We start from the raw sequence: 15,340 nt of genomic DNA on the forward strand, positions 1-15,340 counted from the left end.
CACAAACGTCAGTGCGGCAACCACGCCCAGACCTTGAATGCGATTTCAGCTCCCGCGAACAGCAAAAGGGCCGTCCAGGCCGCAGCCAAGGCGGAAAGGCCCATCCCGACCATCAACGCCAGACCGTCGCGGGCGATCAGCGCAGCCGCCGACACCAGCATGGCGGCGCAAGGCGCAACATTGCCGAGCGGGATTGGCAAGGCGATGATCACGGCCATCACGAACATGGGCGCCGCGCAAACCCTGCGGGCGCGCGCTCCGGTCAGCCAGGCGAGCCGGCCTTGCCGCAAGCCGGGGCCTAACCGCGCCGCCCAGGGCAATGCGCGCTTCAACGCCGTCCGCATCGCCGCGGCAGGGGCCGGCCGGTCGCGCAGGCGGCGCGGCAGCCAAAACCGCCGCGCGCCGCCCGCCAGCTGCGCGGTCAACAACGCAAGGATCGATCCGAACACCATGCCGAACGGCCCGGGAACGGGGATGAGCGCGGGAAGCGTCATCAGCATCAGGATCAGGCCCAGTCCCCGCGACCCCAGCCGGTCCAGCAGCGCGCCGAAGGTCGGCTGCTCCCGCGCCAGCAGTCGCGCCGTGTCGAGCAGAGCGCGCGCAACCGGCTGGCGGCGCCAAGAAAAGCGCGAAATCTTGACGCGCGAAGCCTCGCTGTCTCCCCGCCGATCCTCGGTTTGTGTTTGCAAGTCCAGCGGCGCCTCAATCATCCGCCGGCCTCAGGGGCGCTGTCGCGGCGCGTGCGCCACAGCGAGACGAGAACGCCCAAGGTCAGCAGGCTCAGCGTGACGCCGAGCGAAAGCAGCGGCGGAATCTTCGTCAGCTCGAACAGGTCGGCGACGAAGATTTTGCCGCCGATGAAGATCAGCACCGCCGCCAGCGCATATTTGAGATAAGCGAAGCGCGCGATCATCGCGGCCAGCGCGAAATAAAGCGCCCGCAAGCCGAGAATAGCGAAGATGTTCGATGTGTACACGATGAACGGATCGGTCGTGATGGCGAAGATCGCCGGCACTGAATCCACGGCGAAGACCACGTCGGCGGTCTCGATCAAAACGAGCGCGAGCAGAAGCGGCGTCGCAAACCAGCGGAGACGACCGGTTGCGTCGGCGCGCTTCACCAGGAAGCGCCCGCCTTCATAACCGGGCGTGACATTCATGCGGCGACGCAGGAACGCCGCCGCCGCATGCGCCTTCCGCTCCTTCGAACTCTCTCCCGCGAACAGCATCTTGAGGCCGGTGAGAATCAGAACCGCCGCGAAAACCAGCAGAACCCAGCTCGCTTGCGCGATCAACGCCGCCCCGGCTCCGATCAGCAGAGCGCGCAGCGCGATCACGCCAACGACGCCCCAGAACAGGACCCGGTGCTGCAAGGCGAGCGGCGTGGCCAAGGCGGAGAAAATCATGGCGATGACGAACACGTTGTCCATCGCCAACGCCTTCTCGACGGCGAAGGCGGTCAGATAAGCCGCGGCGGCCTCGGCTCCGAAACTGCGCCAGACGAACAGGCCGAAAGCCAGGGCGAGGCCAATATAAAACGCCGACAAGGCGAGGCTTTCGCCCACGCCGATCTCGCGGCTCCTGCGATGGAGCACGCCGAGGTCCAACGCCATCAGCAGGCTGACAAGGGTAAGAAACGCCAGCCACATCCAGACGGGCGCGCCGATGAAGTCCGTGGAGAGGACGGCAAGGTTCGGGAACAGGGAAAGGTCCATGGGCGATCGCATGTCGGCGCTGCGATGAGCAGTCCGACATCGCGGAAGAGCCGACGTCTTCCGCCAGAGGGGCCCGGACAGGAACCGCCGGGCTGAAGATTTGCCGCCCGACTCGGGAGACAAACGCGCGGCGCCGCGTTGTTGATGCATGAAGACAGAAAATTTTGTGGCGGGTGAAGGGTTGCGCCTGCTTGTCGTGATCAACGGCCACAGCCGCGCCGGCGCTGCGCGCGCCGAAGCCGCGCTGACCGAACTTCGTTCGGCCGGCTTCGACTGCCAGGTGTTGAGCGCCGGCTCGCGTGACGAGGTCGGGCCATGGATCGCGCGCCACGCGCCCGGCGCGGCGGGCGTCGTGGCTGTCGGCGGCGACGGCACGGCGAATGCGGCGGCGCCGGGCGCGGTGGCCGCCGGGCTGCCGTTTGGCCTCATTCCAGCCGGGACGGCCAACGATCTCGCGCGCACGCTGGGGATTCCCGTTGAGCCCAAGGCGGCCGCGCGCGTGATCGCGCAGGGCGGTCTGCGCGCGATCGATCTCGGCGAGGTCAACGGGCGGCTCTATTTCAACGTCGCCAGTCTCGGCCTGAGCGTGGACTTGGCGCGGCGGCTCGACCGCGAAACGAAGCGGAAGTTCGGGCGGTTCGGCTACTGGATCGCCTGCGCGCGCGTGCTGTTCGGAGCCCGTCCCTTTCGCGCCGTGATCGCCGCCGATGGCGAGATCATGCGTGTGAAAAGCTTGCAGATCGCCGTGGGCAACGGCCGTTTCTATGGCGGAGGCCTCGCCGTGGAGCATAGCGCGCAAATCGACGATGGCTGTCTCGATCTCTATTCGCTCGAATTCGCCCATCCATGGAAGCTCCTGGCGATCGCCAAGGATTTTCTGGTCGGGCGGCATGGATTGTGGCGCGAAGTGCGGGTGCGTCGCGCGCAAAAAGTCGAGATTCGCACGCGACGGCGCCGCGCGATCAACGCCGACGGCGAAATCATCGCGCGCACGCCCGCGACCTTTCTGATCCGGCGCGAAGCCTTGAAAGTTTTCACCCCCGTTGACGCGGAAGAAGCCGCTTCACATGCGGGACGGTCAAGACGCGAACGCCAATTTGATCATGCCAACGAATGGTCGGGCGTGAGGTGAAAGTCTGAATTGAACCGTTCAGCCGTTCCTGCAAGCCCGACTGCGGCCTGCGCCTCCGCGCCCCTCGCTGTTCGGGAATTTGCTCTCGGCGGAAGCGAGCAGCTATGCCCGCAAGCCAATAGTTGCGTCGCCGGTCGTGACGATGATGGAAGCGCCGTGCAGGCCAAATGAAAAAGATGCACTTGCAAACGGCGCCGGTTGTGGCGCCGTCAGCTCTCGCATAAAAGGACGATCGAGCGGATTACGCCCCCAGGCGAAAATCTGGCGAATACGTCTCAATCAGCGCGAAGGTTGGCGGAGCCGTCGTCCGGACGCGTGACTTCACCGGGAACTGCGGCCGGCCCCTTATCTGCGATAACGCAGATTCAGGCTGATCCCGGCTCCCGTCGGCGGCGGTGGAAACGGCGAGCCCGCGCGGATGGCCGCCATGGCGGCCAGATCCAGTTCGGGCGATCCGCTCGATTTCACTATGCGCTGCCCGACAAGCCGACCGGCAGCATCGACGGCGAACACGATCTCTCCCATATTCGGCCCGTGACCGGCCGCGCCTTCGGGGTAACGGATGCGCGACATCACCAGGCCATAAACGATGGAAAGATAAGTCGGCGCCGCCTTGCCCGTCGCGACGGGCGCCTTTTTGGAGACGGCGGCGATGCTGTAGTCGGGCAGCGCGGCGAAAGCCGACATCGCGTCTTGCGCCGGCTTCTGCGGCGCCCTCGATGGAGGCGCGGGCCGCGGCGGCTCCTGCCGCTCCTGCGGCTCGACCGACGGCGTCGCCTGAACCGGCTCCCCATCGGGATCATGGTCGATGGGCCGCCCCGCCGCCGACGAGTCCGGCTTCGAGGCGATCGCATCGGCGGGCGGGGGCGCAACCGGCTGAGCGTTCGGCGTCGTCTGCGGCGAATGCGAGGCGGCGTCGTGAGCGTCCTTCTCGACCTTATCCTCGTCGGCCGGGCGCGGCGCATCGGTGGCGATCTTCTCGTCGAGAGGCTTCTCGTTCGGGGGCGGAGGCGGCTCCTGCTTGTCGGGGGGCGGCTCGACGACGATCTCGACGGGGATTTCCTGTTCTCCCTGCGTCGGGTCCGGCAATCTTTCGACCTTGATGAAAAGCCAGATCGGGACCGCATGCAAAAGAAAGCAGATGGCCAAAATGAAGGCGAAGCGGAGCCTGGGGGCCGGTCCTACGGACTTTGGCCCCTCAAAAAGACGTTCACTGCGACTCGCTGCAAAAGGCATGACTAAGTCTTGCATGGATCAAGGCAGAAACAAGCGCAAGGCGGCGGGGTCCCGCTTCCCGGCGGATCGTCGTCGCCGTTGAGCGACGAATAGCCTGCGCCGAAAATAAATCAGAAATGCATGTTGAAACGCAACATGCCCTGGACGCGCTCGTAATTGTCGAGATCCAGCGAATGCGCGGCGCCGGCTGCTTTGCCGGCCACCTGGAAATTGACCGTTCCGGAAAGCCCGACATTCCTGGCCACGGTCCACGAGAAGGTCGGCCCGAGAAAAAGCGCCTCGCCCCGGAACGTGTTCAGCCCCATGCCGTCATAGGCGCGCAGGTAACGCATTTCGCCGCCCATCACGAGCGTGCGGCTCACCCGCGTCGACACTGCGCCGTGAAGCTCGAGGTCGGAGCCGCGCGACCATGCGTCGCCGCCGCCAGCGTCCTTGGACGCGGCGAGACCGTACCAGAGGTTGACGGCCGTCCACAGCCGATCCTTGATGATCTCCTTGTCCGCCAGCAGCGCGAATTCGCCGCCATAGCCTTCGACCCGAAGCGCGGTCGTCTCATCGACCCTGTCCCAGCCGGGCTGGGCGTGCAGCGTCAGGCCAAACGGCATGGCGTCGCGGTCGAGCAGCTTGTAGCGCACCTCAACCACGGCGCCCTTGAGCGCGCCCTGGCTGCGGGAGTCGTAACCCGGCACATTTCGGATGGAGTTGGCGCCCCAGGCCACGCCCGGCGCGATGCGGAAATTGTCAGTCACCGTGTATTTGAGGAGATTGAGCGACGTGAACGCGAAATAGGAGCCGGAGCGCTTGCCGACGCCGCCGACATTCTCCATCTCGAACTCAATCTCGCCCTTTTCGCCGATGTCGGAGCCCATCGAGAAGCCGAAAATGTGCTCGGTGTCGATGCGATCGTCGCCAGCGCCGGCCCGCATGTCGGCGTTGGTCCCAGTTTTGGGCGTCCCTGACTGCGCCCGGTTTTTCGAAACCGGTTTGGAGGCGAGCCAGGACGGAACGTCCTCGGACTGCGCCGGCGCAGGGCCGACCATAAACGCCGCAGCCGTCATGGCGATCCGGACGGCGACGCTCCGGCTTGAGAAGGATTGTGATCCGCGACCGGCCCGCAGTTCGCAAGGAGGTGAAAAAACCATTGCATTCATCCGGTAAGCGAGAAATTGGCGGCCGAGCGACAATGAACGACCTCGACCCGTTGGTTCTAGGCGATCCCTTCTGACTTCTCGGTTTTTCTTCGTTTTGAGAGCAGATAACCGACGGCGACGACGACCAGCGCCCCGGCGAGGGCGGCGGCATAATGGATCGCCTCGCCATAGCCATGCGCCGCGCTGAAATCGTGCGCGAGGCTGGCGATCAGGGGATCGCCCACGATCATCTCCCCGGAAATCCACCCGAGCAACGCCCCGCCGAACCAGATGAGCAGCGGAAAACGCTGAAGCAGCGTGGCGATCAGCGAGGCGCCGCCGACGACGAAAGGAATGGAAATCAGCAACCCGATCGCGAACAGGGAGACATGCCCCTTGGCGGCCCCGGCGATGGCCACGACATTGTCGAGGCTCATGACCAGATCGGCGAGGGCGATGGTGCGCACCGCGCCAAACAGGCTTTCGTGCGCCGTGAGGCTATGCGCTTCATTCTCGTCGGACTTGACCAGTTTTATCGCGATCCACAGCAGCAGCGCGCCGCCGGCGATGCGCAGATACGGAATGGCGAGCAGCCAGGTGATGACCGTCGCAAAAATAATGCGCAGGACGACCGCCGTCGCGGCGCCCAGCCCAATGCCGAGTTTCTGGCGATTGGCCGGCAGCGAGCGGCACGCCATGGCGATGACCACGGCGTTGTCGCCGGACAAAAGGATGTCGATCCAGATGATTTCAAGCAAAGGGATCAAGTATGGGGCGCTGAAATAGTCCATGGTGTCCGGCATATCCGTTTAGCGGGAGCGCGGCGGCGGAGCGCGGCCGCCGCCGCGCTGTCAATTCACAGCCCGAAATCGCCGGGGGCGACGCCGAGTTCGGCGCAGATCGCGCGCACGACCGCCTGTTCCTTGGCGTCGAAATCGCCGTCGGACGCGCCGATCACACAGCAGACCCGCACCATGGTGCGGGCGGCGCCGTCGTTGCCTTTCAGGCGGCCGATGATCTTCATCGCTTCGATCTTGCCGATGTCGGCGTCGAAATCGAACTTCGCGGTGATCTGGTTGAAGAAGGCGATCACCTCTTCGAGCTTGAACACCTTGAGTTCTTCGGACGCCTGGAGGTAGGCGACCATTTTCTTCTTTTCCTCGCTGGAAATCGCACCGTCGGCGGCGGCGACCAGGGCGCAGGCGGCGACGGTCGCTTCAAGAAAGCTCTGATTCTTGAACTTGCCGACCTCTTCGAGCAGGGTTTGGCGCGCCGTCGAGGCGGCGTCCTTCAAATTCTTGATCCAATCCATCTTGGTCTTTTTCCTTGGTTGAGTTGTCCGGCGCGCCCGATCCGGACAGCGCGGGTTCTGCGCCGTCCAAAGCGGACGCGGCGGCCGCCACAGGGGCGAACCGACCCGCCCCGAAACGTCCCCTCAGGACGCCGCCAGTTGACGGCGCGCCTCGGCGGCGGCGCGGTCGAGCTCCGCCCGCACCTCCGCGTCCGAAGCCTTGCCGGCGAGATCGGCGCGCACTTTGGCGATGACGTCTTCATCGCCCGGCGCCTGAAAATCCGCGGCGATAACCAGCAACGCGTAAGAGTCCGCCGCTTCGCCCGAGAGGCCCTGCACGCTGGCGGCCCAGAGGCCGAACAGGCGGTTGCGGCGCGCGGTCACGCGGAATTCCATTTCCTCCCTGTGCTTGAACTCGGCTTCGTGCGCTTTGGCGCGGTCACTGAGACTGTTCATCTTCAACTCCTGGGTCTGCAATCGGCCGGCGGCATGAATCCCATGGCGCGCGCCCTCCGCGCATCCTGCGCAGCGGTTGCGTCGAACGTGTTATTTTCACGCTGATTTGGGCGGTCGTCCGCGCAGAAGGCGCGCCAGACCTGCGAACGCCATACGGTTCTATGCGTCTCCGACATCACGGTTCCTTTGCGGGCGCCGTGTGCGGGGAGGAAGGCGGATGTTCGTGTCGGAAGGTCATCGCAGATCAGAACCCGACACAAACCACCGCCCCCAGCGCAACGGCGCGGGATCGGCGATCCGACATCGCGAGGTTGCCCGACATACGTCGGGGTCCTCGCCAGAGGGGCCCGGATTCATCTTTGTTGCGCACTATATAAAAGCTTTGGCCGCGCGGTTCAAGAGGCGCCGAAATCGACGGCGTCGCCGGCGCGAGCGTCGGCTCCGGCGACGAGATCGATCTCGACACTTCCGTCGAGGGCCGCGGACGCCAGGGCGCCCGCGACAGACAAATGACAGCTTTGGCGGCTATGGTCGCCGCTGGGGATTCGCGGAGGATTTCCCTTGCAAGACGCGGGAGCGGGATCATGGCGGGTTTAACGTCTGCCGAGGCCGCCGCGCGGCTCGCGGCCGAGGGGCCTAATGAGCTGCCCCAGCCCGATCGTCGCACGCTCCCGCGCATCGCGCTGGAGGTGCTGCGCGAACCCATGCTCGCCCTGCTGATCGGCGGCGGCGCGCTCTATCTCGCCCTCGGCGACACGAAAGAAGCGTTGATCCTGCTGGTGTTCGCCGGCCTGTCGGTCGTGATCTCCGTGGTGCAGGAGGCGCGCACCGAACGCGTCCTGGAGGCTCTGCGCGACCTGACCAGCCCGCGCGCGCTGGTGATCCGCGACGGCGAACGCCGCCGCATTCCCGGCCGCGAGGTCGTGCGCGGCGACGTGATCGTGCTGGCCGAAGGCGACCGCGTTCCCGCCGATGCGCATCTGGTCGAGGCGCAAGATCTTCAGGCCGACGAATCCCTGCTGACGGGGGAGTCCGCGCCGGTGCGCAAGCGGGCCTCCGACGCCGCGCCGGCCGAAGCTCACCGGCCCGGCGGCGATGACCAGCCCATGGTTTATTCAGGCGCCCTGATCGTGCGCGGCGGCGGCCTCGCCGAGGTCGCCGCCACCGGCGTCCGCAGCGAAATCGGCAAGATCGGCAAGTCGCTCGGCGGGCTGGAGACGGAAGCGCCGCGTTTGCAGCAACAAACCCGGCGCCTCGTGATGATCGCCGCCGCCTTCGGCGGTATGGTCAGCCTGGCGGTGGTTGCGCTGTACTGGACGTTGCGGGGCGGCGCGCTCGACGCGCTGCTGGCGGGCGTCGCCATCGGCATGTCCATGCTGCCGGAGGAATTTCCGGTGGTGCTGACCGTGTTCATGGCCATGGGCGCCTGGCGCATTTCGCAGGCGCGGGTGCTGACCCGCCGCGCCACGGCGATTGAGGCGCTGGGCGCGGCGACCGTGCTGTGCACGGACAAGACGGGGACGCTGACGCAAAACCGCATGGCCATCGCGGAACTGCGCGGCCCCGGCGGCGAAAAGTTCGTCGTGGGGCCAGACGCCCCGACCCTGCCGCCGCCCGCCGCCAAAATCCTGACGATTGGCGTGCTGGCCAGCGCGCGCGAACCGTTCGACCCCATGGAAAAGGCTTTTCATGCGCTGGCGCTGCAAACCGGCGCTTCGCCGCCGTCCGGCGAAATCGTCCGCGTCTATCCGCTGCGCCCGGATTGTCTCGCCGTCACCCAAGTCTGGGCGCTGGCCGAAGCGCCGGCCGCGCGGATGGTGGCGGCCAAGGGCGCGCCCGAGGACATCGCCGCCTTGTGCCGCCTCTGCCCGGCCGATCGCGCAAAATTGGCGGCGTCGGTCGAAGAGATGGCGGCGTCGGGCCTGCGCGTCCTCGGCGTCGCGCGCGCCGACTTCGCAGACGCGGCCTTTCCCGAAGCGCAAGCGGATTTCGCATTCACGTTCCTTGGCCTTGTCGGGCTCGCCGACCCGATCCGCGACGACGTTCCGGCCGCCGTCGCCGAGTGCCGCAGCGCGGGCATACGCGTGGTGATGATCACCGGCGACTATCCCGCGACGGCGCTCGCCATCGCGCGCCAGGCGGGCATTCTGAGCGACGGTTTCCTCACCGGCCGCGAGATCGAGGGCCTGTCCGCCGAAGACCTCGCCGCGCGCGTGCGAAAAACCTCGGTGTTCGCGCGGATCATGCCCGACCAGAAGCTGCGCATCGTCGAGGCGATGAAGGCGAATGGCGAGGTCGTGGCCATGACCGGCGACGGCGTCAACGACGCCCTCTCGCTGAAAGCCGCGCATATCGGCGTCGCCATGGGCGGGCGCGGCACGGATGTGGCGCGCGAGGCCTCGTCCATCGTGCTGCTCGACGACGACTTCGGCTCCATCGTCAAAACGGTTCGGCTGGGACGGCGCATCTACGACAATTTGCGGAAGGCGATGAGCTTCATCTTCGCCGTCCACGTCCCCATCGCCGGGCTGGCTCTGGCGCCGTTGCTGCTGGGCGCGCCCATCCTGTTTGGCCCGGTGCATATCGCCTTTCTCGAAATGGTGATCGACCCCGTCTGCTCCCTGGTGTTCGAGGCGGAGACCGAGGAGGACGGCCTGATGCGGCGGCCGCCGCGCGACCCGGCGGAGCCGCTGTTTTCCGTGCCGATGATTGTTTGGGGGCTGTTCCAGGGCGCGTTCGCTCTGGTTCTTGTGGGCGCGATCTACATCGTGGCGCTCGGGCGCGGCATGCCCGTGGATGAAGTGCGCGCCCTGGTGTTTTTCTCGCTGGTCATCGCCATTGTCGCGCTGATCCTGGTGAACCGCTCGACCCGCGCCTCGCTGTTCAAGGCGGTGCTTCGGCCCAATCGCGCCCTGGCGATTACGCTTCCGGCGGTGGCGGCGACGCTGGCCGGATCGCTGTTATGGCCCGGCTTGCGTGATCTGTTCCGTTTTGGCCCGCTGCACGCGGACGACCTTTCACTTTCCCTCGGCGTCGGGCTGGTGACGCTGGTGGCGCTGGAGAGCCTCAAGGCGGTCCTCATGCGGACGGCGACGCGAAAAGCTCAATAAACGAACAAAGAGCAGTTCTGGTCGTTTTCGCCGCGCTTGTTGCGGCGCCCAGTCGCGTTTGCGATGCACTTTCCCGCGCGTAAAATCGGCCATGTGGAGCAGGTCGCCGCGCGCGATCACGCACGATCTGTCTTGCTTGCTTTCTCCAATACGCATTGCGCCGGAAGCGAGAGGACGCAGACGACGCCTTCGGGTTCAAAGCTCAAAGTGGCCGAGCCCGTCAACTCATGCGCCAAACTTCGCTTGATGACCACGGAGCCAAAACCGGCCCGACTTGGAGGCGAGACCCGCGGACCGCCGCGCTCGGTCCAGTTCAGGATCAGCGCGCCGCTGAGGGCGTCGCGGCGCCACTCGATGGCGAGCCGGCCCTCAGGCGTCGAAAGCGCGCCATATTTGGCGGCGTTTGTGCTCAATTCGTGGATCACGAGGGTCAGGGACGAGGCCGCCTGCGGCGTCAGCGTCACGTCGTCCCCGCGCACGGTCACATTGCTCGCGGTTCGGTACGGCGCAATCTCTCCTTCGATCAATTCGCCTAGATTGGCGCCCTGCCAGTGCGTCGCGGCCATCAAATTATGGGCATGCGCCAGGGCGCGAATGCGCGACTCCAGCGCCAAGGCGAATTCATCGACAGAGCCGGCGCCGATCTTGGTCTGCTGAATGAGCGCCTGGATTTTCGCCAGAGCGTTCTTGACGCGATGGTCCAGCTCGCACATCAACATGGATTGATGCGCCAGCGTCGCCTCGCGTTCCTTGTTTGCGAGTTCGAGCTGATGCAGCACCGTCTCCAGCAACCATACGCGGAACGCCTGGGCCGCCTCGATTTCGACCGGCTCCCAGGGCCGGGATTGCCCGCGTCTCTCCTCTTTCCAGGCGTCGAACGACGCCCTTGGCGTCAGGCTCTCTCCAGGCGGCGCGATTGCTGTTTTGCCAGGATTTCCCGCCCAGGTGACCAGTTGGACCGCTTCCTGCCGGAACCAGAACACGTAATCGCCACTCTGCCGCGAGATCGACAAGGCCAACAAGCCACTTGCCTGTTTGGCATGCCGCTTGGCCGCCGGATAAGCTGCGCCAAGCTCGAACGTCGCCAACATCGGCTGCTCGCTCTCTTTGAGCCAAATAGCCAGCTGTCTGATAAAATCATCCGGCGGAACTCCGCCCGCCGTCCGCAACACGTCGCCGACAAGTACGGCGACGCCATCGGCGTGGACGAGATCGAAAAGGCTCGGGCTGTCGTGGATGAGGTCCGCGACGACATCCCCGGTTTGAACAAGACGAGAGATCAGCCCTTGTTGAACGCGTCGCGCCGCCGCCCGGCTCTTGGAGGCGACGGCGTCGATCTTCGATTCAAGCTGGAGCGAGAAAATCTGCCCGAACATCTCGCAAGCGATCCGCAGATCGGCGGCGATATAGCGCTCCGTGTAATGATGACAAGCGATGAGACCCCAGAGTTCATCGCCGATCACGATCGAAATGGACATGGAGGCGGCGACCCCCATGTTGCGCAAATATTGAAGATGAATCGGCGAAACGCTGCGCAATACGCAATCGCTCATGTCGAGCGCGGAGCTGCTGGGGAGCGGAGGCTCCAGCGGCGCCGGGGCGTAATTGACATTGGGGATCATTCGCAGCCAGTTGCGCTTGTATAAAGCGCGCGCCTGGCGCGGAATATCGGATGCTGGATAGTGTAGCCCGACAAAGGCCTCGACTCCCTCGGCCTTGTCTTCGGTCAAGACCTTGCCGCTGCCGTCATGGAGAAACTGGTAAACCATGACCCGGTCGAAGCCTGTCGCGCCGCGCACTTCCGCAGCCGCAATCTTGCAGAATGCTTCGAGTTCGCTGGACCGATGCAACGCCGCAATCATGTTCTTGGCCTCAGCAAGGGCGTCGCCATAGGCCAGCGTGCTGCGTCTCGAAGGTTCAAGCTCGATGATGGCGACGTCGCCAATGGCGTGAAGGGTGGCGTCGAGCGGCAGAGACCCGGCTCGGGTATTCAGACCAAGAACGATGCTCGGCGCAACGAGATTGGCCCGAACCCTCAGGCGCTCCAGGATCGGCAGCAAGTCCCGATCCATGAACAGGCTAAACAACGTGAGCTGCGCCATGCGGTGACGCTCGACGCCGAGCAGGAATTGCGTGTCGCCGGCAAAATGCTTGATCGCCAAATCTGCTCGATTGATCACAAGCATGACGCCATGTGGCTGGATTGCGCCGGGAGACTGGATCGGTTCGCGATCGCAACTGGTGAGCTCGGCCTCTCCGAGATCGACAGATCGCAGAGTCATGTGCGGGCTCCACATAGCCATTCTTCGAGGGCGAGAAATGTTGCGCGCCCAGCGGCGGCCGCCTTGGCCTGCGCCTCAGGCCTTGCACATTGAGCATCAACCGCTGCGCCAAATCGCCGCCGCATCGGTTGAACCCTGGAGCCGCGCCACGCGAGGCGGCTCGCCCCATTGGCGGCGGTCAGGTCCTCCGCGGCAGCATGAAAGCCCCACAGTCGGGCTAAGCGATCTCGGCAAGAACCCAGGTCTGAAAACCTGTTCTTGACCGCCAGCTTTTTTTCAAGCCGCAGATGCACGTCCCAGCTCGCATCCTTGAAAAGTTTTATCATAGAAGTGGTCTGGCGGTTGGTTGAGCGGCAAGCTCCGCGCCTGGCGCGCGCGACAGTGCTGGCGTGAACGCCGCCGAGGGATCCCGCGCCTTGCATCGACCGGCCTGGCGGCGGCATTAACCCGGTCGACACCTAATGTCCCAGAGTGGACCGAATTTGCGGAGAGTCAAGTTTCATTCAGTAATCATAAGCTGCGCCGTGCGGTCCTGGAAGTATTTCGAGATTTCTCTTCTTCATCAGGCGGAGCGCTTCTCAAGCACCCCGCCGCCGCAGGCTAGCAGTCGGGGCGGCGTGACGCCCGCGTTCGATGGGGGACGAACGCGGATGCGCCCTTTCCGGGTGAGCCGTCAGCGTCGCGTCGGCGGCCACCACCAGACGTACTATTTGGCGCGGTAGCGTAGCGCGTCGACGAGCAACGCGAACGCTGGCGTCGGCTGGCGCCGGCTCGGATAGTAGAGGTGATATCCCGCGAAAGGCGCGCACCAATCCGCGAGAACGCGAACGAGCCGGCCTTCTTCGATATGGCGCTGCACACGGTCCTCCGGCAGATACGCCAGCCCCGCGCCCGATAGCGCGGCTCCAAGGATCAGGGGGCCGGTGTTGAAAACGAGTTGGCCTTCGACTCGCACCTTGAGTTCGCGACCTCCCTTTTCAAACTCCCACGCGTAGATGCCGCCATAGGTCGGCAGGCGCAATTTTATGCAGGAATGGTCGGTCAAATCCTGTGGCGTTCGGGGCCGCTTCCTGTCGGCGAAGTAAGCCGGGGCGCCGACCACCGCCATTCGCATGTCCGGCCCAACGCGGACGGCAATCATGTCTTTGGCGACCTGCTCCCCCAGTCGGACGCCGGCGTCAAAACGCTCGGCGACGATATCGGTAAAGCCGTAATCGACGACGGTTTCGACGTTAATGTCCGGATAATCAGGCAAGAACTCTCGCAGGGCCGGCCAAAGGATCGTCTCGGCGGCATGTTCACCGGCGGTGATGCGGATATTGCCTGCCGGCTTGTCGCGCAGCTCGCTCAGAGCCATCAATTCGGCGTCGATTTCGTCAAACTTGGGGCCGACATTTGTCAGCAGGCGCGCGCCAGCCTCGGTCGGCGCGACGCTTCGGGTCGTGCGGGTCAGGAGACGCATGCCAAGACGCTCTTCGAGGCCGCGGATCGTATGGCTCAAGGCCGACTGCGACACCCCGAGCTTCGCGGCGGCGCGTGTAAAACTGCGTTCGCGCGCGACGGCGAAAAAGGCTATGAGGTCGTTGACGTTGCCGGACGCATTCATGAGCGATCCTCATAACTACGTGCAGATTTTAGCGCCTAATCGCAGTTGTGGTCATCTGCTAATTTTCTTGTTGTCGATGGGTTGGCCGCATCCAGCGGCCCAAGGAAACAGGACATGGACATCAAGGCTGTCGACTGGACGGAGCACGTCAGCGACGAGCAATACGGCGCCTGACCTTGAGCGGGAGAAAACAGATGCAGAAGCGCAAACTCGGAAGCAGCGGCCTGGAAGTCTCGGCCCTCGGCCTCGGCTGCATGGGCCTGAGTTTTGGATACGGCCCCGCGACCGATCGAAAGGAGGCGATCGCGTTGATCCGCGCCGCCTTCGAGCGCGGGGTGACGTTCTTCGACACCGCCGAGGCCTACGGGCCGAACCTCAACGAGGAAGTTTTGGGCGAGGCGCTCGAACCGGTGCGCGATCAGGTGGTGATCGCCACCAAGTTCGGATTCAAGGACGGCGTCCCGACCAGGGGACTCGACAGCCGACCCGAGCGCATCCGCCAGGTCTGCGACGAAGCGTTGCGGCGGCTGCGCACCGACCGGATCGACCTGTTTTATCAGCACCGCGTCGATCCCGGCGTGCCTGTGGCAGACGTCGCCGGCGCCGTGAAGGGGCTGATCGAAGCCGGCAAAGTCAGGCATTTTGGCATGTCGGAAGCGGGCGTCGACGCCATACGGCGGGCGCACGCCGTGCAGTCCGTGACGGCGCTCCAGAGCGAATATTCCATGTGGTGGCGCGAGCCGGAGGTTGAAATCCTGCCGCTGCTCGAAGAACTGGGAATCGGCTTTGTGCCCTTCGCCCCGCTCGGAAAGGGATTTTTGACCGGAAAGCTCGAAGCGACCGCCAAGTTTGGCGACGGCGATTTCCGCGCCATCGTGCCGCGTTTTTCGCCGGAGGCGCTCCGGGCCAACCAGGCGCTGGTCGATCTGGTCAAGCAGTTCGCCTTGCGCAAGGGCGCTACGCCGGCGCAGATCGCCTTGGCGTGGCTGCTGGCGCAAAAACCGTGGATCGTTCCTATTCCCGGCACAACCAAGTTGCATCGGCTGGAAGAGAACATCGGCGCGGCGACTGTCGAACTGACTGATGACGAAATTGAGGTCATCGCCCAGGCCCTCACCAGCGTCAAGGTGGTGGGCGACCGCTATCCCGCCTCGCACCAAAACCTCGTGAACCGCTGAGCGGCGAGGAGGAAACCGACCGAAGCATTCGCGTAGCGTTGGGGAGCGCGTTTGGGGGATGGGGACGCGAAGAAGCCCCGTCGTTTTGTGGCGGGGCTTCTTCAGTAATTTTGGTTGCGGGGACAGGATTTGAACCTGTGACCTTCAGGTTATGAGCCTGACGAGCTACCGGGCTGCTCCACCCCGCGTTATATTTGAGTGCTGA

12 protein-coding genes and 1 tRNA gene are annotated in these 15,340 nt (G+C 64.8%); 3 read left to right on the forward strand and 10 right to left on the reverse strand.

The window, feature by feature from the left end:
• Positions 1-8: 8 nt before the first annotated feature.
• On the reverse strand, positions 9-689 hold the full coding sequence (locus tag CFB24_RS19375) for an exopolysaccharide biosynthesis protein (RefSeq protein ID WP_158255319.1): 681 nt from the start codon (positions 687-689) through the stop codon (positions 9-11).
• Between the two features lie 17 nt (positions 690-706).
• The gene (locus CFB24_RS19380) at positions 707-1,714 is read right to left on the reverse strand and encodes a TerC/Alx family metal homeostasis membrane protein (RefSeq protein ID WP_088522287.1); all 1,008 of its coding nucleotides are present in this window, start codon (positions 1,712-1,714) and stop codon (positions 707-709) included.
• Between the two features lie 148 nt (positions 1,715-1,862).
• Between CFB24_RS19380 and CFB24_RS19385 the strand changes: the two genes are divergently transcribed.
• Complete coding sequence (locus CFB24_RS19385; RefSeq protein WP_088522288.1) at positions 1,863-2,846, forward strand: lipid kinase; 984 nt, start codon at positions 1,863-1,865, stop codon at positions 2,844-2,846.
• Positions 2,847-3,191: 345 nt separating this feature from the next.
• On the opposite strand, the gene CFB24_RS19390 is transcribed toward CFB24_RS19385, so the two are convergent.
• From CFB24_RS19390 to CFB24_RS19410, 5 genes are all read right to left on the reverse strand, one after another.
• Positions 3,192-3,935, reverse strand: coding sequence for a TonB family protein (locus CFB24_RS19390; protein WP_141098514.1), 744 nt, complete (start codon positions 3,933-3,935; stop codon positions 3,192-3,194).
• A 257-nt stretch (positions 3,936-4,192) separates the two neighbouring features.
• Positions 4,193-5,140, reverse strand: a complete 948-nt coding sequence (locus tag CFB24_RS19395) for a hypothetical protein (protein WP_244593306.1) — start codon at positions 5,138-5,140, stop codon at positions 4,193-4,195.
• Positions 5,141-5,289: 149 nt separating this feature from the next.
• Positions 5,290-5,979 (reverse strand): TerC family protein, encoded by a 690-nt coding sequence (locus tag CFB24_RS19400; RefSeq protein WP_338064199.1) that lies wholly within the window; start codon positions 5,977-5,979, stop codon positions 5,290-5,292.
• 89 nt (positions 5,980-6,068) lie between these two features.
• Positions 6,069-6,524, reverse strand: coding sequence for a tellurite resistance TerB family protein (locus CFB24_RS19405; protein ID WP_088522291.1), 456 nt, complete (start codon positions 6,522-6,524; stop codon positions 6,069-6,071).
• Between the two features lie 123 nt (positions 6,525-6,647).
• The gene (locus tag CFB24_RS19410; protein WP_088522300.1) at positions 6,648-6,959 is read right to left on the reverse strand and encodes a DUF1476 domain-containing protein; all 312 of its coding nucleotides are present in this window, start codon (positions 6,957-6,959) and stop codon (positions 6,648-6,650) included.
• Positions 6,960-7,543: 584 nt separating this feature from the next.
• Between CFB24_RS19410 and CFB24_RS19415 the strand changes: the two genes are divergently transcribed.
• Complete coding sequence (locus tag CFB24_RS19415; RefSeq protein WP_088522292.1) at positions 7,544-10,069, forward strand: cation-translocating P-type ATPase; 2,526 nt, start codon at positions 7,544-7,546, stop codon at positions 10,067-10,069.
• 116 nt (positions 10,070-10,185) lie between these two features.
• On the opposite strand, the gene CFB24_RS19420 is transcribed toward CFB24_RS19415, so the two are convergent.
• On the reverse strand, positions 10,186-12,351 hold the full coding sequence (locus tag CFB24_RS19420) for an HWE histidine kinase domain-containing protein (protein ID WP_158255320.1): 2,166 nt from the start codon (positions 12,349-12,351) through the stop codon (positions 10,186-10,188).
• A gap of 706 nt (positions 12,352-13,057) precedes the next feature.
• Positions 13,058-13,957 carry a LysR family transcriptional regulator gene (locus CFB24_RS19425; protein ID WP_088522294.1) on the reverse strand — a complete coding sequence of 300 codons (900 nt, stop codon included), beginning with the start codon at positions 13,955-13,957 and terminating at the stop codon, positions 13,058-13,060.
• A 194-nt stretch (positions 13,958-14,151) separates the two neighbouring features.
• Between CFB24_RS19425 and CFB24_RS19430 the strand changes: the two genes are divergently transcribed.
• A complete protein-coding gene (locus CFB24_RS19430) occupies positions 14,152-15,135 on the forward strand; it encodes an aldo/keto reductase (protein WP_088522295.1) in 984 nt (327 codons plus the stop codon).
• Between the two features lie 111 nt (positions 15,136-15,246).
• Here the strand turns inward: CFB24_RS19430 and CFB24_RS19435 are convergent.
• Positions 15,247-15,323: transfer RNA gene (locus CFB24_RS19435), tRNA-Met, on the reverse strand.
• Positions 15,324-15,340: the final 17 nt, after the last annotated feature.

This window comes from Rhodoblastus acidophilus, from assembly GCF_900187365.1.
Lineage (GTDB): Bacteria > Pseudomonadota > Alphaproteobacteria > Rhizobiales > Beijerinckiaceae > Rhodoblastus > Rhodoblastus acidophilus.